At 24.6% G+C, this 22,221-nt stretch carries 21 protein-coding genes, 1 tRNA gene and 1 pseudogene; 12 read left to right on the top strand and 11 right to left on the bottom strand.

All coding sequences use genetic code 11. The features are described 5' to 3' along the window. Nucleotides 1-75: 75 nt before the first annotated feature. Nucleotides 76-1,518, top strand: a complete 1,443-nt coding sequence (sbcB, locus tag G4A98_02785) for an exodeoxyribonuclease I (GenBank protein ID QIQ42114.1) — start codon at nt 76-78, stop codon at nt 1,516-1,518. Here the strand turns inward: sbcB and murI are convergent. The 3 genes from murI to mutY form a co-directional block, all read right to left on the bottom strand. Then, nucleotides 1,505-2,293: a glutamate racemase gene (gene murI, locus G4A98_02780; protein ID QIQ42113.1), complete on the bottom strand. Its 789-nt coding sequence runs from the start codon at nt 2,291-2,293 to the stop codon at nt 1,505-1,507. The genes sbcB and murI overlap by 14 nt on opposite strands. 98 nt (nt 2,294-2,391) lie before the next feature. Beyond that, nucleotides 2,392-2,625 carry an oxidative damage protection protein gene (locus G4A98_02775; protein ID QIQ42112.1) on the bottom strand — a complete coding sequence of 78 codons (234 nt, stop codon included), beginning with the start codon at nt 2,623-2,625 and terminating at the stop codon, nt 2,392-2,394. Next, on the bottom strand, nt 2,625-3,698 hold the full coding sequence (gene mutY, locus G4A98_02770) for an A/G-specific adenine glycosylase (protein ID QIQ42180.1): 1,074 nt from the start codon (nt 3,696-3,698) through the stop codon (nt 2,625-2,627). The genes G4A98_02775 and mutY overlap by 1 nt, the downstream gene beginning before the upstream one ends. A 119-nt stretch (nt 3,699-3,817) precedes the next feature. Here mutY and trmB point away from each other — a divergent pair, with 119 nt between their 5' ends. Continuing rightward, nucleotides 3,818-4,537, top strand: coding sequence for a tRNA (guanosine(46)-N7)-methyltransferase TrmB (trmB, locus tag G4A98_02765; protein ID QIQ42111.1), 720 nt, complete (start codon nt 3,818-3,820; stop codon nt 4,535-4,537). Nucleotides 4,538-4,547: 10 nt separating this feature from the next. Here the strand turns inward: trmB and hemW are convergent, their stop codons facing one another. From hemW to dnaB, 5 genes and pseudogenes are all read right to left on the bottom strand, one after another. Next, complete coding sequence (gene hemW, locus G4A98_02760) at nt 4,548-5,678, bottom strand: radical SAM family heme chaperone HemW (GenBank protein ID QIQ42110.1); 1,131 nt, start codon at nt 5,676-5,678, stop codon at nt 4,548-4,550. Between the two features lie 44 nt (nt 5,679-5,722). Further along, nucleotides 5,723-6,351: pseudogene (locus G4A98_02755) on the bottom strand (YggS family pyridoxal phosphate-dependent enzyme). Nucleotides 6,352-6,409: 58 nt separating this feature from the next. Beyond that, entirely contained in the window at nt 6,410-6,847 is a 438-nt protein-coding gene (gene ruvX, locus G4A98_02750) for a Holliday junction resolvase RuvX (protein ID QIQ42109.1), read from the bottom strand. A gap of 13 nt (nt 6,848-6,860) precedes the next feature. Then, a complete protein-coding gene (gene gshB, locus G4A98_02745; protein ID QIQ42108.1) occupies nt 6,861-7,820 on the bottom strand; it encodes a glutathione synthase in 960 nt (319 codons plus the stop codon). 281 nt (nt 7,821-8,101) lie between these two features. Further along, nucleotides 8,102-9,499: a replicative DNA helicase gene (dnaB, locus tag G4A98_02740; GenBank protein ID QIQ42107.1), complete on the bottom strand. Its 1,398-nt coding sequence runs from the start codon at nt 9,497-9,499 to the stop codon at nt 8,102-8,104. 615 nt (nt 9,500-10,114) lie between these two features. Here dnaB and ssb point away from each other — a divergent pair. Continuing rightward, nucleotides 10,115-10,630, top strand: coding sequence for a single-stranded DNA-binding protein (ssb, locus tag G4A98_02735; protein ID QIQ42106.1), 516 nt, complete (start codon nt 10,115-10,117; stop codon nt 10,628-10,630). Between the two features lie 169 nt (nt 10,631-10,799). On the opposite strand, the gene G4A98_02730 is transcribed toward ssb, so the two are convergent. Next, a complete protein-coding gene (locus tag G4A98_02730; protein ID QIQ42105.1) occupies nt 10,800-11,021 on the bottom strand; it encodes a hypothetical protein in 222 nt (73 codons plus the stop codon). A gap of 566 nt (nt 11,022-11,587) precedes the next feature. Here G4A98_02730 and G4A98_02725 point away from each other — a divergent pair. Then, nucleotides 11,588-12,166 carry an NfuA family Fe-S biogenesis protein gene (locus G4A98_02725; protein ID QIQ42104.1) on the top strand — a complete coding sequence of 193 codons (579 nt, stop codon included), beginning with the start codon at nt 11,588-11,590 and terminating at the stop codon, nt 12,164-12,166. A gap of 30 nt (nt 12,167-12,196) precedes the next feature. Here G4A98_02725 and ansA read toward each other — a convergent pair whose 3' ends face one another. After that, nucleotides 12,197-13,222: an asparaginase gene (ansA, locus tag G4A98_02720; protein ID QIQ42103.1), complete on the bottom strand. Its 1,026-nt coding sequence runs from the start codon at nt 13,220-13,222 to the stop codon at nt 12,197-12,199. A 294-nt stretch (nt 13,223-13,516) separates the two neighbouring features. Here ansA and G4A98_02715 point away from each other — a divergent pair, with 294 nt between their 5' ends. Genes G4A98_02715 through deoD form a run of 3 tightly spaced genes read left to right on the top strand, consistent with a single transcriptional unit; the run spans nt 13,517 to nt 17,130 of the window. Further along, entirely contained in the window at nt 13,517-15,109 is a 1,593-nt protein-coding gene (locus G4A98_02715; protein ID QIQ42102.1) for a peptide chain release factor 3, read from the top strand. A gap of 48 nt (nt 15,110-15,157) precedes the next feature. Next, a complete protein-coding gene (locus G4A98_02710) occupies nt 15,158-16,381 on the top strand; it encodes a phosphopentomutase (GenBank protein ID QIQ42101.1) in 1,224 nt (407 codons plus the stop codon). 44 nt (nt 16,382-16,425) lie between these two features. Further along, nucleotides 16,426-17,130: a purine-nucleoside phosphorylase gene (deoD, locus tag G4A98_02705; GenBank protein ID QIQ42100.1), complete on the top strand. Its 705-nt coding sequence runs from the start codon at nt 16,426-16,428 to the stop codon at nt 17,128-17,130. 39 nt (nt 17,131-17,169) lie between these two features. Here the strand turns inward: deoD and G4A98_02700 are convergent. Next, nucleotides 17,170-17,254, bottom strand: a tRNA-Ser gene (locus tag G4A98_02700). Between the two features lie 401 nt (nt 17,255-17,655). On the opposite strand from G4A98_02700, the gene aroK reads away from it, so the two are divergent. The 5 genes from aroK to trpS all read left to right on the top strand — a co-directional run bounded on the left by aroK (nt 17,656) and on the right by trpS (nt 22,179). After that, entirely contained in the window at nt 17,656-18,177 is a 522-nt protein-coding gene (gene aroK / locus G4A98_02695) for a shikimate kinase AroK (protein QIQ42099.1), read from the top strand. 40 nt (nt 18,178-18,217) lie between these two features. Continuing rightward, nucleotides 18,218-19,300: a 3-dehydroquinate synthase gene (gene aroB / locus G4A98_02690; protein ID QIQ42098.1), complete on the top strand. Its 1,083-nt coding sequence runs from the start codon at nt 18,218-18,220 to the stop codon at nt 19,298-19,300. A 294-nt stretch (nt 19,301-19,594) separates the two neighbouring features. Continuing rightward, nucleotides 19,595-20,407, top strand: coding sequence for a Dam family site-specific DNA-(adenine-N6)-methyltransferase (locus G4A98_02685; protein ID QIQ42097.1), 813 nt, complete (start codon nt 19,595-19,597; stop codon nt 20,405-20,407). A gap of 42 nt (nt 20,408-20,449) precedes the next feature. Then, entirely contained in the window at nt 20,450-21,136 is a 687-nt protein-coding gene (gene rpe, locus G4A98_02680) for a ribulose-phosphate 3-epimerase (protein ID QIQ42096.1), read from the top strand. 20 nt (nt 21,137-21,156) lie between these two features. Then, a complete protein-coding gene (gene trpS, locus G4A98_02675; GenBank protein QIQ42095.1) occupies nt 21,157-22,179 on the top strand; it encodes a tryptophan--tRNA ligase in 1,023 nt (340 codons plus the stop codon). Nucleotides 22,180-22,221: the final 42 nt, after the last annotated feature.

The following is a 22,221-nucleotide window of genomic DNA, read 5'->3' as shown; positions in this document are numbered from 1 at the left end:
TTTACGTTTTATTAATTAAACCAATTTTTTTGGAGTTTAATATTTTATTTAATTATTTTATTAAAATTAAAAATAATGCCATTTAAAAAAAAAACACCTACTTTTTTATTTTATGATTATGAGACTTTTGGTATACATCCATCTTTAGATAAACCGGCTCAATTCGCATGTATTAGAACAGATATAAATTTAAATATAATAGATAAACCGCAGTATTTTTACTGTTTTCCATCAGATGATTATTTACCTGATCCTAATTCTGTGTTAATTACGCATATTACTCCTCAATATACAGAAAAATATGGAAGTAATGAATATTATTTTTCTAAAAAAATACATGAGATTTTAATAAAACCTAATACTTGTATTATTGGTTATAATAATATTCATTTTGATGATGAAATTACAAGAAACATATTTTATAGAAACTTTTTTGATCCTTATGAATGGAGTTGGAAAAATGGAAATTCTCGTTGGGATTTATTAAATTTATTACGAGTATGTTATGCGTTGAGACCTATCGGTATAAAATGGCCTAAAAATAAATTAGGATTACCAAGTTTTAAGTTATCAGATTTAACAACAATAAATAATATTGTACATTCAAACGCACATGATGCTATCTCAGACGTATATGCAACGATTGAAATAGCAAAACTTATCAAAAAAAACCAACCTAGACTTTTTGATTTTTTTTTAAACATAAGAAAAAAAAATGCATTGTATAAATTGATTGATTTAAAAAAATTTAAACCAATAATTTATGTTTCTAGTTGTTTTGGTGCTCTTCGTCATAATATGAGTTTTGTACTGCCTATAATATGGGATCAAAATAATACTAATATCGTAATTGCTATTGATTTATTTAAAAATGTAAAAGAATTAATACGTATTTGTAAAAAAATATATTTTGATGATTTTTTTATTAAAAATTTATTTAATTTAGGCGTGGTATTGTTATATTTGAATCGTTGTCCTATGTTAGCACCAGTTCAAACAGTACGACAAGAAGATTATAATCGCTTAAATTTTGATAAGTCTTTATTGAAAAATAATATTAATTTAATAAAAAACAATAATTTTTTCATTAAAAATATTAAAATTATTTTCTCTAAAGAAAAAAAAAATATTAAATCCTGTAATGTTGATTTAGAAATATATAACTCTTTTTTTGACTTACATGATAAAAAAATAATAAGAAGTATTAGAAATACTAAACCAGTTCTTTTAAAAAAAATTAATTTTAATTTTCATGATGCTCGTTTAAATGATTTGCTTTTTCGCTATCGTGCTCGTAATTTTTTTGATACATTAGATAATAATGAAAAAAAAATATGGTTAAAACATTGTTTAAATATTTTTAATCCAGTCTCTTTAAAAGAATATCAAAACCAAATTCAATACTTATTAAAAAAATATGCTAATAATTTTGAAAAAGTACAATTGTTAAAAGAATTATTAATTTATGCTTTTCAAAAATATCAAAAATTATTTTTTGAGGATGTTAATGCAAATTAATATATTGTATTACTGTGAAATTATATTTATTCAAAAAAAATAATAATTGTTTTAAATTATCATTGTGTTTTGAATATAAAAAAATATTTTTTTTTATGTTTTGTTTTATTTTAGATTGATTAAAATAAATTTTAATTTGATGTATGATTGTGTTTATTGAGTCAATGAAATAAATTGATGATGTTTTATATAGAATTTTTTTGATATCTTTTTCCAATAATGAAAAGTGGGTACATCCTAAAATAATAGTATCAGGATGTATTGGAAGATTTATCCATGATTTAAAAATATTTTTTAATTGTTTTTGTGAAACTGGAATTCCTCGAATTTTCTTTTCAGCTATTGAGGCTAATTTGTTTGTACCTATTATTTTGATATCATTAGAAGAAAAATTTTTTTGTATTGTTTGTTTAGTATAATAAGAATTAATAGTTGCTTTAGTAGCTACTAAACCAATAATTTTATTTTTAGTTATTTTTTCAGCATATTTTATAGCAGGAAATATTCCGATAATAGGAAAATTAAATTTATTTTTTAAAATAGATAAAGCTACAGTACTTACTGTATTACAAGCAATTACAACTATAGTAATAGGATAAATTTTTTTTATTGTGTTAATTATGCTTATACTTCTCTGAATAATAAAAAGTTCTGTTTTGTTGCCATATGGAAATGATTCATTATCTAATATATAAATATAATGAATTTTTGGTAAAAGTTTTTTTATAGTTTTTAATACAGATAATCCACCGACGCCGGAATCAAATATAAGCACTGTGCGAATTTTTTTATAAAGTCAATAATATTATTATATTTTTAGCAAAAATATTTTAACGTTTTAAACGTTGCGTAAATTGTATAAGTAATACAATTTTATTTTTTAAATAAAAATATCTTCATGTATTTTTCAATTGTTTTGCGATCTTTAAGGTTTAACATATTGAGATTTTTTTCATTAATTAAAATAGTTTGTTTTTCTAGCCATTTTTTCCATGCTTGCTTTGAGATGTGTTTATATATTTTTTGACCTAGTTCACCTGGATAAGATTGAAAATCTTGACCTTCAGATTTCTTTTTTAAAAATGTACAAAAAATAATACGACTCATTATTTTAATCTTCCTTTTTCTAAAAATATATCTTTTTTTAAAGATTTAAGTATTTTTTCTACTGGTTGAGGTAGTCCTATGTGTTGAGGGTTATGTAAATTGTACCAAATTTTGATATTATTTTCTTTTAAATATTTTGCCATTTTAGGTAATGAAAGTAAAATTGGATAAATATGTAGAGTAAAATGACTAAATTTGTGAGAAAATGATATCATATTTTGAGATCTATTTATATCTATTTTTTTTTCTTTTAACCATGTTAAAGCTATTTTTTTATTATTAAATCTTGGAAAACAAAACAAATTTTTCCAAATCTTTTCTTCTGTATTTTTTTCAAGCCAAATATTGTTTTTATATTTAATTATAATAAACCAAGATGTTTTTTTAGGATGTATTTTTTTTATATTTTTTAAGGGATATTTTTCCCATTGTTTCTCTATTTGAGCAATACATTTCTCATTTAATGGACAAACTTTACATTTTGGTTTTGTAGATATACAAATTGATGAACCTATATCCATCATACCTTGATTAAATTTATTGGTATTATGTATTGGTGTAATTGATTCAATTATATTCCATAATTTATTTTCTATTTTTTTATCTTTTAAAAATCCTATTATTCCATAATAACGAATTAAAATTCTTTTTACATTTCCATCTAAAATAGGATAAAAAAAATTTAATGATAAAGATAAAATAGCTCCTGCTGTAGATCTTCCTATTCCAGGCAATGTGATAATATCTGAGAATTGATTAGGAAATATTCCTTTATATTTTTTTTCAATTATTTTTGCTGATTTATAAATGTTTTGAGCTCTATTATAATAACCAAGACCACTCCATAAATGTAAAACATCATCTAATGTACTATTACTTAAAGATTTTATATTGGGAAAATTTGATATAAACTTTTCAAAATAAGGAATGACAGATTGTACTTTAGTTTGTTGCAACATTATTTCAGATATCCAAACTGTATATAATGTTTTATTTTTATGCCATGGTAAATTTTTTCTGCCATTTTTATGATACCAGTTTAAAACTAATTGTGAAAAAAAATATTTTGTCATCATAATAAAAACCATTTTTTATAAAAAATTGTAGATGTGTTTTGTAAAAAATATTAATATAATAATATTATTCAGATAAAATATTTTAACTAATTTAATATAGAAATATTAAATAAGACATGAAAAATAATATTCTAACTCCTCAATATAATTATAATGGCACTTTTTTACGTCAAATTCGCAGTTTTGTATGCAGAAAAGGTCGTATTACTACATCTCAATTAAGTGCAATTCAAAAATATTGGTCTTGGATTGGTGTAGATTTTCAATCAAGAGCATTAAATTTAATGTCTATTTTTAATCGTTATGCTCCAATTGTATTAGAAATTGGTTTTGGTTCAGGTGAATCTTTAGTTAAAACTGCAATGAATTTTCCTGAGAAAAATTTTTTAGGAATAGAAGTATATAAATCAGGGATAGGATCTTGTTTACATGCTGCCTATGTTTATCAAATTAAAAATTTAAGAATTATTTATTATGATGCAATCGAAGTAATGCATAATATGATTATAGATCATACTTTATCGACTATACAAATTTTTTTTCCAGATCCTTGGCATAAAAAACGTCATCATAAAAGAAGACTTTTGCAAAATAGTTTCTTAAAGATAATTGCAAAGAAATTAATAATAGATGGTATATTACATATTGCTACTGATTCAGAAGCATATGCTTTTTACATATTAGATCAAATAAAAGATATTAAAAACTATAAAAATTTATCTAAAACAAATAATTTTATTAAACGTCCTATCTCTCGTATAGTAACGAAATTTGAACGAAAAGGATATATTCAAGGTAATAAAATTTTTGATTTAATGTTTCAATTAATCAAATAATGTTTTAAGTTTATTTTAAAAATATTTCTAATAGTAAATTTAAAAAATTTTTCCCTTTTTTTGTTGTATTCCAGTAATCTAACTTATTGATTAAAAATCCTTTTTTTATTGCTATTTGAATATTTTTTTCTATAACACTTTCATTTAGATTAGTTTTTTCTCGAAAATGTTTTTTAAAAACTGGTTGATAGAGTCTAAATACGTTCATAAAATATTCAAATATTTTATCTTCGTCAGATACTATATGTATAGAGTTTAGATAATTTCCATTTAAAAAATCATTGATGCTTTTATTTTTAGTAGTTCGAATAATTTTTCCATTTTTTTGTGTAATTTTTCCATGAGCACCGCAACCTATTCCTATATAATCTCCAAAATTCCAATAATTAAGATTGTGTTGGCACTGATAATTAATTTTTGAATATGAAGATATTTCATATTTTTTATATCCTGATTTTTTTAATAATTTATTACCTTCAATTAGCATATTGAATATTGTATCTTCATCAGGTAGTTTTATTTTTTTTGCATAAAATACGGTATTAGGTTCTATGGTGAGTTGGTACCATGATATGTGAGATGGATTGTATTTAATAGCAAACCGTAAATCTGATAATGCATCTTCTAGTAATTGACCAGGCAAACCATACATTAAATCTAGATTTAAGTTATCACTGATTTTTTTTGATTCTATAACTGCATTTATTACTTCTTTTGCATCATATGTACGTTCTATTTTTTTTAGAAAGTTTGAATTAAATGTTTGTACACCGAGAGAAAAACGATTAATACCAGAATTTTTATAATGAATAAAACGTTGATACTCTATCGTTTTAGGATTTGCTTCTATACTAATTTCTGCATTTTTAGAAATAATGTTTCTTTTTTTTATTCCGTAGAGTAATGTCTTTATAGAATTGTTTTTTAATAAACTAGGTGTACCTCCACCAATAAAAATAGTATTGATTTCTCTATTGTTAATTAGATATAAATCCTTTTCAAAATCTTTTAATAAATTTTCAATATATTTTTTTTCAGGAATAACTTCTTGACTAACATATGAATAAAAATCACAATATCCACATTTTTTTAAGCACCAAGGAATATGAATGTATAAGCTAATAGGGGGTAGTGTAAACATGATAATAATTTTATCTTTTTAGATTAAATTTAAAGAATAAGTTTTTATCTATTAAAAGTATTGCGTCCAATCCTTACCATATTGCTTGTGGCAAGTAGCGATTCTTTTTATATCAAAATTTGTACCTAATGATAAGGTATCTACCGATAGATATTTTCTTTTTAATTGATTGAATATATTTTTTATTTTTTCGTATTCAATATTATTTTTAATAATATTTACTTCTTTAGAAGGTATCGCCATAATTCCTCTTAAATTTAAATTAGGCATTAAAGCAATCACTTTTTCTAGTGCTTGATATTTATGTGTATCAATACTATTTTCTTTTAGTTCTCTAAAATGATTAACTTGTATTAATACATTCATTGATGGAAAATTTTTTGGTCTAAATTTATTTAATAAAATAGCAATTTTTTTTGATCAACTGTTTGACACCAAGAAAAATTCTGAGCAATCTTTTTATCTTTATTAGACTGTTTTTTACCAATAAAATGTCAGATAATATTTTTATATTTTTTCATTTTTTTATTTTTAAAATACTTTCTTGTAGATAGTTTTCTCTAAAATTGTTAATTCCTGATGATATTGCTTGTTCAATAATATCAGTATTTTGATTTTTACTAATTGCAATTATTTTTATTTTTTTTAAAGAAAGATTATTTTCTTTTACAATATCTTCTATTTTTTTTTATAAGTTTGTAATTAAAATAGATATTGTTCATATCGCACTCTTATGAATTTTTTAAATTACTAAATTGTGAAAAATATTGATTCAGCCAACTTTCTAATATAATTGTGGCAGCGTAAGAATGAATTTTGTCTTGTTTTAATGCTTTAAAACCATCTTTTTTAAAGATTATTGATTTAGCTTCTACAGTAGTTAGACGTTCATCATGCATTTTTACAATAATATTAAATTTATATTTTAATAAATTAGCAAATTTTTCTGATTGATTTGTGATATCTTGTTTTGTGCCATTTATATTTAATGGAAGACCTACAATAATATATTTAGGTTGCCAATATTGTATTATTTTTTTTACGACACTCCAATTTGGATGTCCGTTTTGAGCATTTAAAACATTTAAAGGTCTTCCTTTTTTAGTTATATTTTCTCCTACAGCTACTCCAATTTTTTTTATTCCAAAGTCAAATGCAATTACTATCATTTCATAATCTCTATTATAATATTTTTTTTTCAATATAATCCAATAACATTCCAGTAATAGAAATATTTTTTTGTGATTCAACTTCACAGATACACGTTGGACTTGTCACATTTATTTCTGTTAGTTTATCACCTATTACATCTAATCCAACAAAAATTAAACCTTTTTTTTTCAAAATAGGAGATAAATAATTTGCTATTTTCCAGTCTGTTTTACTTAATTCCTGTATTTTTCCTTTTCCTCCTGCAGCTAAATTAGCTCTTGTTTCCCCAATTGGTGGTATTCTAGCTATACACCAAGGTACAGGTTGACCATTGACAATTAAAATTCTTTTATCACCAAGTTTAATTTCTGGTAAATAATTTTGAACCATACAATATTTTTTTTCATAATTTGTCATTGTTTCAACAATAACTGAAAAATTAGGATCATTTTTTTTAATTCGAAAGATTCTAGCACCCCCCATTTCATCTAATGGTTTTATTATAATATCTTGATTTTTTTTCCAAAACTGATGTATTTCAAAAATATTTCTTGTAACTAAAGTATCAGTAGTTAAATGAGGAAACCATGATATAAACATTTTTTCATTACAATCTCGTAAACTTTTAGGTTTGTTAATGATTAAAACACCTGTTTCTTCTGCACGTTCTAGAATATATGTTGCATAAATAAATTCAGTGTTGAATGGAGGATCTTTTCGCATAAAAATAACGTCTAATTCGCTTAAAGAGATATTTTGTTCTTTAGTAAATTGATACCAATTGTCTTTATTGTTTTTTAATTTTATTAAACGAGTTCTTGCATATGAATGTCCTTTTCTTACATAAAGATCATTCATTTCCATATAGTGGATAATATGATTTCTTTTTTGAGCTTCTAGCAAAATAGCAAAACTTGAATCTTTTTTAATATTGATTAATTTAATGGAATCCATTAACATTCCAATTTTTAAATTTGTTTTTTTATACATATATTTTATCTTATTAATTGAACAATTTTTTATAAGTAGATATTTTTTTTTAGCTAAATAAAATTAGGCAAATATTTATATGTTTACATCTAAAATAATATTATTTTAATTATTTTCATAAAATTTTATTTTTATAAAATTTAATGTTTTTTAATATTTAAATAATTTATTTAAAAAAGAATTAATTGTTGTATTATTAAATAATTAAAAAAATATTTTTTGATAATTATAATTTATATTTTATTTTTAAATTATTTAAAAACGTCCAAGAACATTAATGTTTAATCGTATTTATAGCCAGAATAATTATCGAATCTAGACCAATGTCCATTAAAAGTTAAACAAATTGTTCCAATTGGTCCATTTCTTTGCTTTCCAATTATAATTTCTGCTACTCCTTTAAGATCACTATTTTCATTGTAAATTTCGTCACGGTATATAAACATTATTAAATCTGCATCTTGTTCTAAAGATCCTGATTCACGTAAATCTGAATTTACTGGTCTTTTATCGGATCTTTGTTCTAAAGATCTATTAAGTTGTGATAATGCTATTACTGGAACTTGTAACTCTTTTGCTAATGCTTTTAATGTTCTAGATATTTCTGCAATTTCAAGAGTACGATTTTCAGAAAGAGAAGGAACTCTCATTAATTGAAGATAATCAACCATAATTAAAGTTAATCCATTATTTTCACGGTAAATACGCCGTGCTCGTGAACGGACTTCACTAGGTGTTAATGCTGAAGAATCATCAATGTAAATATTCTTTTTTTTAAGAAGGATATTAATAGTTCCAGATATACGTGCCCAATCTTCATCATTTAATTGTCCAGTACGAATTCTTGCTTGATTAACTCTAGATAAAGATGCTAGCATGCGCATCATAATTTGTTCTCCAGGCATTTCTAAACTAAATATTAATACAGGTTTATCATAAAGCATAGCAGCATTTTCACATAGATTCATTGCAAATGTTGTTTTTCCCATGGAAGGCCTGGCTGCAATAATAATAAGTTCAGAACGTTGTAATCCTGATGTTTTTTTATTTAAGTCTTGATATCCTGTATTAATTCCTGTTACACCATCGTGAGGTGATAAAAATAATTTTTCAATACTAGCAACAGTTTCATCAAGAATTTGTTCTACATTTTTTGGTCCTGAGTCTTTTTTGAAGCGTTTTTCTGCAATCTTAAATACGCTAGATTCTGCATAATCTAATAATTCTTCGCTTTTTCTACCTTGTGTGTCGTATCCAGCATTAGCTATTTTATTCGCTACTAATATCATTTCTCTTACTATTGCACGTTCTCGAACTATATCAGCATAAGCAGTGATATTTGCTGTACTAGGAGTATTTTTTGAAAGTTCAGCTAAATAGGAAAATCTACCGACGCTTTCTAATTTTCCCTTTTGTTCTAAAGACTCAGATAGAGTGATCAAATCTATTGGATATCCTAGATCAAGAAGTTTTTGCATTTCTTGAAATATCAATCGATGAGGTTTGCTAAAAAAATCATCAGCAACTACATGTTCTGAAACACTATCCCATTGTTCATTATCTAACATTAAACCACCTAATACTGATTGTTCTGCTTCTAAAGAATGTGGTGGAATTTTTAATCTATTGATTTGATTTAAATATAATTTATTTTTAGCCATATTTATTGCATATACCATTATTTAGTGAATCTGTATGAAATTATATCGTAATATTGCAATAATATACTATCTATGGGCTAATCTATTTGTGTCATTTTTTAAATATTTTTTATCTTTTTTGTCTATATTACAAAACTAAAAAATTATAAAATATATGTGATATATACTCGTGATATTCTTTATAAGAATATTGATTTTTTATGACATGATTGATCTTTTTATTAAAAATATTATATTTGTATTTTTGAATTATTTTAGAAAGGTATGTAGTATTTAAAATAATACAAATTATATTTAATAATATTAATTATTTTTTCAAACTTAACAAAATAAATATTTTAATAAAAATTCATAGATAATTTTTTCTTACCGTAAAAGATAGAATATATGATTATTTTTTATAAAATGAATGTTAATTTTAAATTAATAATATGAAGAATTATAACATTTTTTCTAAACTAATAATAAAAGATAACAAGCAGTTAACGTTTAATATATTTTAAAAGTTTTAAAAAATAATATAGCATTTTTATAGATTTGATTATACTAAATAAAATACTTAAAAAATTAAATTTAAATTTATACATGTGAGTATATTTTTTTAAATAAAATTTAAAAAATGGAGTTTTTATTATGGCAAGTAGAGGTGTAAATAAAGTTATTCTTATTGGACACTTGGGTCAAGATCCTGAGGTTCGTTATATGCCAAATGGCAATGCAGTAGTAAATATGACATTAGCTACTTCAGAAAATTGGAAAGATAAAAACACCGGAGAAAATAAAGAAAAAACGGAGTGGCATAGAATAGTTTTATTTGGAAAATTAGCAGAAATTGCTGGCGAATATCTTCGAAAGGGTTCTCAGGTATATATTGAAGGATCGTTACAAACTAGAAAATGGCAAGATCAAAATGGATTAGAACGTTATACGACAGAAATTATTGTAAATATTGGTGGTACAATGCAAATGTTAGGTAATCGTAGTTCTAACTTACAAACAATGCCAATACATGATAGTAACAATACTGTAACGAAAATAAAAAAAATAGATAAAGTAGATTTGAATCCTAATATAGAAACACATAAGTCTAATAAAGATTTAATTCATTCTTCTTCAGAAATAGATTTTGATGACGAAATTCCTTTTTAATAAAATATTCTAAATATTAAATAAACAAACGCCCCAATTTTTTTGGGGCAATGCATTTTTGTAGTTTAAAATAATTTTTTATAATTTAATAAGATAGAAAAAAATTAGTTTGATATGAAATAAATGAAGTATGAGTAGCTTTTTTATAATAATTTAAATTAGTTTTGTGTTATTTCTTATTAAGAATATTTATTATTTTTTTAGGAACTAAGTGATCTAATACACGATATATTCTTAAGAGAGGAATTTTAATATAAGTAATATCTAAATGTAAACTCATTAAAAAAATTATTTCTAAACTATATTCTAACAATTGTACACTTTTCTCAGGTTGAAAAAATAATATATTTTTTAATGTTGTCTTATCTCGAAGAGATTTTATGGAATTCATATTTTAAGAATGTAAAAATTTATCTATTTTTGATAATATTTTTTTGTAAGATTAGTAGAAAAATGACATGCTATATCTTTTTTTATTCCTTCCTAGTCATATTTATTCTATAAAACATGGCGAAGAAGTTATGCTAATTATAGAAAAATTATATTCAGGATAAAACAAAACGAAATAATTATCGCTCAATCCATCAATAGAACATCCTATCAAAATAGAATGTTGATATATTATAATGTAATATTATAATTATTTTTATCTATTTTTATAGGAGATAAATTTTTATTTTTCTAGATCCGGGTAATTCAATTAAATAAAATTTAAAAAAATCAGTTTTTGAATGATAAAAAACTATATTTTCGAATTTATTTTTGATCTATTTAGTACAATAATATTGATTTTTTCTTTTTCTATCATAGTCCAATAAATTTTTTTTGTCTTCTTTTTTTATAATTAAATGTGTATTTTTTAAAAAAATATTTTTTAAAAGTTAAATATTATTGTATTTATTTCATTAAATTAGTGATATTATTTATCAAATAAAAATTTGTCTTTAAATAACTCTCATGATTAATATTTCTAAAAACGCACAAAAACATTTTATATCTCTTTTGTTAAATGAGCCCACCGGTACTCAAATACGTATTTTTATTGTTAATCCAGGCACGCCTAGTGCAGAATGTGGTGTTGCTTTTTGTCCAGAAAATGAGATAGAAGAATCAGATATTCAATTAAAATATGATAAATTTTTCGTTTATGTCAATAAAGATATTCTTTCTTATTTAAAAAATTCAGAAATTGATCTTATTTTTGATAAACTTGGTTCACAACTAACATTAAAAGCACCATATGCAAAGCATAATTTTTCTAAAAAAAATATTTTTTCATTAGAGGAAAAAATAAAATATTTTTTAAGATTAGAAATTAATCCTCAATTATCAATGCATGGAGGACAAGTAGACTTAATTAGAATAGAAAAAGGCGGCATTGCTATAATACGATTTAGTGGAGGTTGTAATGGATGTTCAATGATTGGTTTAACTTTAAAAGAGACAGTTGAAAAAAAAATATTATTTTCTTTTCCTGAAATACAAAAAGTATGCGATGAAACGAATCATTTACATGGACAGCATTCATTTTATTAGCTTGACATGATAACATACATGTTAGTTTTATTAATATTGTTTAATAGGAGTCAATTCGCCACGTAGATTATTTTGCATTTGAAAACAAATGTTTTCTTTTGAGATATTTTGACTTAGTAAAAAATGTAATTTAGTTAAAGCTGATTCTATTGTTAAATCATAACCACTAATAACTCCAACTTTTATAAGCGAACTACCTGTTGCATATCCATTCATGTCTACTCTTCCAGATGCACATTGTGTTACATTTACAATAATAATATTTTTTTTATATACAGCAAGATATAATTCTTTTAAAAACCCTTTGCTTTGAGGCGCATTTCCTATGCCGTATGTGCATAAAATTAATGCTTTTATCGGATATAGTAAAAAATTTTGAATAACTTTTCTAGAAATTCCTGGATAAATAGTAATTATACTAATTGGTTGAGGTGTTACTTGATAGACTTTTAGCTGTTTTTTATTTTTTTTTAATTTTGTTTTATAAAAACAACGAATGTTTACTCCGACTTCTAGCAATGGTTTTAAATTAGGAGACGAAAAAGCATCAAAACTATCAGCATGTGATTTAGTAGCTCTATTTCCTCTATATAGTCTATGATGAAAAAATAAAGTTACTTCATTAATTGGATAATTTGCTGCCATTAAAAGCGAGTTTAATAGGTTTTGACGACCATCAGAACGTATTTCTGACAAGGGAATTTGAGATCCTGTTATAATGACAGGCTTTTCTAAGTTTTCTAATATAAATGACAAGGCAGAAGCGGTATATGCCATTGTATCAGTTCCGTGGAGAATAATAAAACCATCGTATTGATGATAATTTTTTTCTATATCATCAGCAATAATTTGCCATTCTATTGGTGTCATATTAGAAGAATCAATTAATGGTTCATATTCTTTTATAATAAAATTAGGCATTTCCTGACTGTAGAATTCAGGCATATTTAAGAGTTGTTTTTGAAGATATCCAGAAACAGGAATATATCCATATTGTGATTTTTGCATACCGATTGTTCCACCTGTATATGCAATATACATAAATTTTTTCTTCATTTTGCAACTCTTTTGTATTATTTATTTACAATAATTATATTGAAATTATATTCAAACATTATGAAATTTATACTTTTCTAAAAAATATAATATAAAATTTCAGATTGTGTAAATATTATTGATATAATAAATTATATGATTTTACTATTTTTTTATAATAAATCAAGGTAAGTCTAATATCCGATTTTTAAAATAAATTTTTTAATAATTATTTTATTAGATAGATAAAGTTTTTTTATGTATTATATTTTTTATATGAGTACTTAATATTACGTATTATAAATGAGTGTATATATGTTGAATTCAAATCATGAACAGGAATTGAGTAAAAGAAGAACTTTTGCAATTATTTCTCATCCTGATGCTGGAAAAACTACTATTACTGAAAAAATATTATTATTTGGGAAAGTAATTCGTATTTCTGGTGCAATAAAAGGTCGGGGAAATGGAAAGTATGCTAAATCAGATTGGATGAATATTGAAAAAGAACGTGGAATTTCTGTAACAACTTCAGTTATGCAATTCACATATAAAAACATTTTAATAAATTTATTAGATACTCCTGGTCATCAAGATTTTTCAGAAGATACATATCGTATTCTTACCGCTGTAGATTGTTGTTTAGTTGTAATTGATGCTGCGAAAGGTATAGAAGAGCGAACTAAAAAATTAATAGATGTTACACGTATTCATAATACTCCTATTATCACTTTTGTTAATAAGTTAGATCGTGATAGTCTAGAACCAATAGAAATTCTAGATGAAATTGAAAAAGATTTAAAATTAAGTTGCATTCCTATTAATTGGCCTATTAGTTGCGGAAAAAATTTTAAAGGAGTCTATCATATTCATGATAAAATAATGTATTTGTATAAAAATAAATTATTTAAAAGAAATTTTTTAAAGATACATAGTTTTTTTGATTTTTCTAATAGTTTACTAAATGAATACATTGGAACAGATTTATCTATACATGTTCGTCAAGAGCTAGAATTAATTATTAATATATATGCAAAATTTAATAAAGAAAAATTTTTAAAAGGTATGATAACGCCGGTTTTTTTTGGTAGTGCACTTGGAAATTTCGGTATTGATCATGTGTTAGATAGTTTAATAAGATGGGCTCCTTCTCCGTTGTATCGCCAAAGTAATAAACGTAAAGTATATCCTCAGGAAAAAAAATTTACAGGTTTTATATTTAAAATTCAAGCTAATATGGATTTAAAACACCGTGATAGAATAGCATTCATGAGAATTGTTTCAGGCAAATACACAAAAGGAATGAAATTAAAACATGTACGAGTAAAAAAAAATATAACTATTTCTGATGCTTTCACTTTTTTAGCTGGTGATAGAATATCAATAAATAAAGCCTATCCTGGTGATGTTATAGGCCTACATAATCATGGAACAATTAAAATTGGAGATACTTTTACAGAAGGAGAAGACATTAAGTTTATTGGAATACCAAGTTTTGCACCAGAAATTTTTCGTCTTATTTACTTAAACAATCCTCTTAAACAAAAACAATTAAAAAAAGGTTTAGTACAATTATCTGAAGAAGGAACTGTGCAAGTATTTCGTCCTATTCTTAATAATAATCTAATTTTAGGTGCAATTGGAATATTACAGTTTGATGTTGTTATTGAACGTTTAAGAATAGAATATAATATAGATGCAATATACAAAAAGATTAATATTGTTCTTGCACGTTGGATTAGATCTGAAAATTATCATAAGATTGATCACTTTAAAAAAAATAATAGTCTTTATTTAGCATATGATACTTCTGATAGTTTAATATATTTAGCACCAAGCATTGCCAATTTAAATATAGTCATAACTCAGAATCCTGATATTTTTTTTGATAAAATACGAGAACAGTAATTTCTTAAAAAATTAATTATTTTTTGATAAATTTTTGGAATTTTAATTATGAAACGAGTTTTTTTAATTGTTTTAGATTCGTTTGGAATAGGCTCTAGTTCTGATGCGGATAAATTTAATGATATTGGTGCAGATACATTTGGACATATAGTAGAAAAGTGTTTTTTAGGTGAAGCGAATATAGGAAGAAAAGGTTCTTTATTCATTCCTAATTTAGTGAAATTAGGAATAATAAATGCATATAAAGAATCTACAGGAAACTATCCTTTAGGATTCGATCAAAATTTACATACTATTGCTAGTTATGCTTTCGCGAGCGAGATTTCTTCTGGTAAAGATACTACTTCAGGGCACTGGGAAATTGCAGGGGTCCCAGTTTTAAGTGACTGGTATTATTTTAAAGAAAAGCAGCATAGCTTCAATCATAATTTATTAGAAAAAATTATAAATATATCAAAATTAACAGGTTTTATTGGAAATTGTCATGCATCAGGAACTGATATTATCCATAATTTAGGCGAAGAACATATTAAAACAAGAAAACCTATTATATATACTTCATCAGATTCTGTTTTTCAGATAGCATGTCATGAAACATTTTTTGGTTTGAAAAATCTTTATAAATTATGTAAAACTGTTCGTTTTATTTTAGATAAATACAAATACAAGGTTGCAAGAGTGATTGCAAGACCTTTTATTGGTAATAACAAATCTAATTTTCAACGAACAGGAAATAGACGTGATTTTTCCATTAAACCTTTTTCTACAACAGTTATTAAAAAATTAATAGATGAAAAAAATGGACAAGTGATTGCTATTGGTAAAGTTTCTGATATTTATGGTGGAGTAGGAATAAGTAAAGCAATTAAATCTATTGGGATTAATGAACTATGTAATACAACAATTAATGAGATGAAAGTAGCTGTTAATAATACTATTATATTTACCAATTTAGTAGATTTTGATTCGCTTTGGGGTCACCGTCGTGATGTTTCCGGGTATGCTAGAGGTTTAGAGTTTTTCGATTACAGACTACCTGAAATAATTGATTTAGTTCAAGAAAATGATTTATTAATTTTAACTGCAGATCATGGTTGTGATCCAACTTGGAAAGGAACAGATCATACTCGAGAAAATGTTCCTATATTAATTTATTCACCAGGAATTAAGAAAAATTATTTAGGTCACCGTAAAACTTTTTCTGATATTGGACAAACTATTGCCAAATATTTTTTATTGACTGATATGCCTTATGGTCGAAATATGCTTTAAAAATTTAAGGTCTATTTTTTATATGTAAAAAAAGGAAAAAATTAGTGTCTACTCCTCATATAAGTAGTAAAAAAAATGATTTTTCAGATGTCGTTCTTATGCCAGGAGATCCAATACGAGCAAAATATATTACTGAAAAATATTTAAATAATTATATTCAAATTAATAATACTCGCTTAATGTTAGCTTATACTGGATTTTACAAAAATCGAAAAGTTTCAATAATGAGTCATGGTATCGGTATACCATCGGCTTCTCTTTATACACGAGAATTAATTGTTGAATTTAATGTAAAAAAAATTATTCGTATAGGAACTTGTGGTGCTGTAAGAGATGACATAAAGTTACGTGATATAGTGATTAGTATGGGTGCTTCTACTGATTCGAAAGTACATAGAATAAAATTTAATAACCATGATTTTTCTGCTATTGCAGATTTTGATTTAATTTATAATATAGTTTCAGTTGCAAGAAAAATGAATATTAAAGTCTCTATTGGTAATTTTTTTACCACAGATTCTTTTTATAATGATGACAATATAATGCTAAATATTTTAAAGAAATATAATATTATAGGAGTTGATATGGAGACTGCAGGAATATATGGAGTGGCTTCTGAATTAAAAGCTCAAGCATTGTCAATATGTACAGTATCTGATCATATTATAAATAAAAAATCTCTTTCATCAATAGAAAGAGAGTCGACGTTTAATGATATGATTGAATTAGCTCTAGAGTCAATTTTATAAAAAAATATTTTGTTTCTAAATTCACAATATATATTTTTTTGGTGAGAAAGGGATTCGAACCCTTGATACGTTGCCATATACACGCTTTCCAAGCGTGCTCCTTAAGCCTCTCGGACATCTCACCATTTTTTAAAAAAATATTAAAAAAATTGCTTTTATTGTATTTTAATATAAAAAAATCAACTGCGTCAAGTTTTTACTTATCTATATTATATTTTTTTTGAATAACACTTAATATTTTTTTATATCAGCAAAAAAAGATATCTTTTTTAAAATAAAAATAGAAAAAATTATGCTGATTCTGATAGAATATATTTTTATTATATTTTTAAAAGATAGTTATTGTTATATTTTTGCTGTATTAATAAAAAGGATTGAATTGATTAATGAAAAAATAATATAAAATATTTCTACATTTAAAAATTATTATAATTTATTTTATTCTATTTTCGCGTGTGTTTATGTCCTGCCGGCAAAATATGCTGAGCATTGGTATTATTAACGAATTATCCTAGTAATAAAAAAATGGCAGAAAAACGAAATATTTTTCTAGTTGGTCCTATGGGTGCCGGAAAAAGTACTATTGGTCGTCAATTGTCTCAACAACTTAACATGGAATTTTTTGATTCTGATCAAGAAATTGAGAAGCGTACTGGAGCTGATATAAGTTGGGTATTTGATGTAGAAGGTGAAAGTGGTTTTCGTTTGAGAGAACGAAAAATTATTGATGAATTAACTATTAAACAAGGTATTGTTCTTGCTACCGGAGGAGGTTCAGTCAAGTTTAAAGAAACTCGTAATTTTCTATCATCTCGTGGTATTGTTGTTTATTTAGAAACAACAATTGAAAAACAATTAGCACGTACTAAAAGAGATAAAACAAGACCATTATTACAATCTGTTACCTCAAATCGCATTATATTAGAAAATCTAGCTCATGAAAGAAATCCTTTATATGAAGAAATTGCAGATATAAAAGTTCAAACTGATGATTACAGTGCTAAATCTGTAGCTTTTAATATAATTCGTTTATTAGAAGAAATATAATCAAGACCAATAATAAAGAATATGTGGAGTATAAAACATTGTGGAACGATTAAAAGTTGTTCTAGGAGAACGTAGTTATCCTATTAATATAGGATCTGGTATTATTCAAGAAGATAATATCTTCTGGCCTTTAAAACCTGGTGATCAAGCAATGTTAGTGACTAATAAAACACTAGCTAATCTTTTAAAAGATAAAATTTTTTATCATTTAAGAAAGTCTGGAATTAAAATAGATCAAGTAATTTTATCAGATGGTGAACAGTATAAAACATTAAATGAGATGGAGCTAATAATTTCTGCTTTATTAGAAAAAAAACATGCTCGCGATACAACTATCGTTGCGTTAGGTGGAGGTGTGATAGGTGATTTAGCTGGTTTTGCTGCTTCTGTTTATCAAAGAGGCGTACGTTTTATTCAAATACCAACTACTCTTTTATCTCAAGTAGATGCTTCTGTTGGAGGAAAAACAGCTGTGAATCATTTACTTGGTAAAAACATGATTGGTTCTTTTTGGCAACCATCTTCTGTAATCATTGACATCGATTGCTTGAACACACTTCCATATACTGAATTAGTATCTGGTATGGCAGAAGTAATTAAATATGCTATTATTTTTGATGAAACATTTTTTTCTTGGTTAGAAGAAAACATTGAATCTATTTTAGCTCTTAATCATACAGCTATGTCTTATTGTATAAAAAAATGTTGTGAGTTAAAATCACAATTAATTTCTTTAGATGAAAGAGAAAATAATTTTAGAGCATTATTGAATCTTGGTCATACATATGGTCATGCGATCGAAGTGCATGCCGGATATGGAAATTGGCTACATGGAGAAGCAATATCAGTGGGTATAGTTATGGCTGCACGCACTGCTGAATTATTAGGACTCTTAAAAACAATTGATTTTAAAAGAATACTTGTTTTATTACAAAGAACTGGTTTACCTATAAAAGGACCAAAAAATATGTCTGCTGCTTCATATATCCCATATATGATGAGAGATAAAAAAGTAATTTCAGGAGAAATTAGACTAGTACTTCCGCTCTCTGTTGGAAAAGCAGAAATCTATAATAATATAGATAAAAACATTATTTTAACTGCTATTAAAAATTCTCAATAAATTGTTTTCGTCTAAAATATTAAAATTATCTAATATCATCATATAGTTTTTAACTATTTTTTGCTCTTATAGTTTTATTCTTTAGAAGGAAATTATCTATTCCATATTTTTAATGCAAAATTTATATTTAGAATAAAAAATTTTTTCTTTTTAAAATCACATATTTGTTAACAAAATATTCAAAAAATATTTTATAATTAATATGTTTTAAATTATCAAATAAAACTATAGAGAGTAAAAATAACATTTTAAAAAGATTGCACCTCAAACTAAATCAAATAATATAGATATTTTATGAAAAAAAAACGTTCTTTTCTAAAATGGGCAGGAGGAAAATATTTAATGTTAGACTATATCCTTAAAATCCTTCCCGAAAGAAAATGTTTAATTGAACCATTTGTAGGTGCCGGTTCAGTATTCTTGAATACTAACTATAATAATTATATTTTAGCAGATATTAATAGTGATCTTATTAATTTATTTAATATTGTTAAAACTCGTTTTTTAGATTTTATTAATGATGCACAATTTTTTTTTACCCCTCGCACCAATAAACTAGATTTTTATTCTATACATCGCACTATATTTAATAGTAGTTCTAACAATTATCAAAAAGCACTGATTTTCTTATATTTAAATAGACATTGCTATAATGGATTATGTCGATATAATTTAAAAGGAGAATTCAATGTTCCTTTTGGAAGTTATCAAAAACCATATTTTCCACAAAAAGAATTATATCAATTTTCTGAACATGCTCAAAAAGCAGTGTTTATTTGTTCTTCTTATAATAATACATTAAAAAAAATTAAAACTGATTCTGTAGTATACTGTGATCCACCTTATTTGCCTTTATCTAAAACTTCGAATTTTACTAGATATTATATTAATCATTTTGATTTTTATGAACATAAAAAATTAGTATATCTTATAGAATCTATTTTTAAAAAAAAATCTATTCCTTTTTTAGTATCAAATCAAGATATTTTATTAACACGTATATTATACCAAAAAGCTTTCTTATATTTTATAAAATCTAAACGTTCTATTAGTTGCACCGTAAAAAATCGGAAAAAATTTAATGAATTATTAGCTTTATATAATTAAAATTATAATAAATTAATTCAGATTAAAGATAGGAAAATTAAGATGAAAAATTTTTTTTTAGCTCCATCAATTTTATCTGCTGATTTTGCTCGTTTAGGAAAAGATACAAAAAAAGCAATAGATGCAGGAAGTGATTTGATACATTTTGATGTTATGGATAATCATTATGTACCGAATTTAACTATGGGTCCTATGATCTTAGAATCATTGCGCAATTATAATATTAACGCACCAATTGATGTTCATTTAATGGTAAAACCAGTAGATAATTTAATTCCTCAATTTGCTAAAGCAGGAGCAACTTTTATTACTTTTCATCCAGAAGCAACGCTTCATATTGAACGAACATTACAGTTAATTAAGGAACATGGATGTAAAGCAGGATTAGCATTTAATCCTGCTACACCACTTAATTTTCTTGATCATATACTAGAAAAATTAGATTTAATTTTATTAATGTCAGTAAATCCGGGATTTGGTAATCAGTCTTTTTTACCATCTACATTAGATAAATTACGTGAAGTAAGAAAAATGATTGATGCTAATTTTCCTGACATTCTTTTAGAAGTAGATGGTGGAGTAAAACTAAATAATATTGCTGAGATTGCATTAGCTGGAGCTAATGTTTTTGTTATCGGATCTGGATTATTTAAGTATTCTAATTATGAGCTTATCATTAAAAAAATTCGAAAAGAATTGCAACATGTTTGTTCTAGATCTATTCATTAACATTTTATTTAGGATATGCAATGATTTTTTCTAAACCTATTTTATTTAGTGCTGTACAGCCTTCTGGAAACTTAACTCTTGGAAATTATATAGGTACAATGCGTCATTGGTCTAAAATGCAGCATGATTATGAATGTCTCTATTGTGTTGCTGATTTGCATGCGCTAACTATGCAGGAAAATAAAATTGATTTAAAAACATTTACTTTTGATACATTATCTTTTTATTTAGCTTGCGGGGTGGATCCGAATAAAAGTATTATTTTTATTCAATCTCATGCTTATCAGCATAGTCAACTAAATTGGATTTTAAATTGTTTTAGTCAATTTTCAGAATTACTTCGTATGACACAATTTAAAATTAAACGAAACATAAAACAAAATTGTACACAACAAACAAATGCAGCTTTATTTAATTATCCAATTTTAATGGCGTCAGATATTTTGTTATATCAAACTAATTTTGTTCCAGTAGGACGAGATCAAAAACAGCACATAGAATTAACACGGAATATAGCTAATCGATTTAATACTTTGTACGGTAATATATTTACATTACCTGAACCACTCATTACTCAATATGGTTCTAAAATTATGTCTTTATTGGAACCAAATAAAAAAATGTCTAAATCTGATATTAATAAAAACAATGTAATCTTTTTATTAGACGATATTCCAACTATTATATTAAAAATACAACATGCTTTTACCGATTCAGAAATGCCATATAAAATATATTACGATGTAGAAAAAAAACCAGGAATTTCAAATTTATTAGAAATTCTTTCTGCTATTACTAATAAAGATATCAGTTTTTTACTAAAAGAATTAGAAGGTATAATGTACTCAGAATTTAAAAAGATTGTTGCAGATTATTTATCTAAATTTTTATCTAAATTGCAAAAATCTTATAATAATTATCGTTACGACGAATCTTATTTAAAAAAAATAGCTTATGAAGGCGCAATGAAATCTCAATTAAAATCTGAAAAAACTTTAAAAGATATACGTGATAAATTAGGATTAATTGCACCATTTAAATAAACCAGAATTTTTTCTTCTAGTTTATTTTATAATAAATAATGT

Origin of the sequence: Buchnera aphidicola (Microlophium carnosum), assembly GCA_011752475.1 — a bacterium.
GTDB lineage: Bacteria > Pseudomonadota > Gammaproteobacteria > Enterobacterales > Enterobacteriaceae > Buchnera > Buchnera aphidicola_BG.
This window is presented reverse-complemented; position numbering and strand designations above follow the sequence as displayed.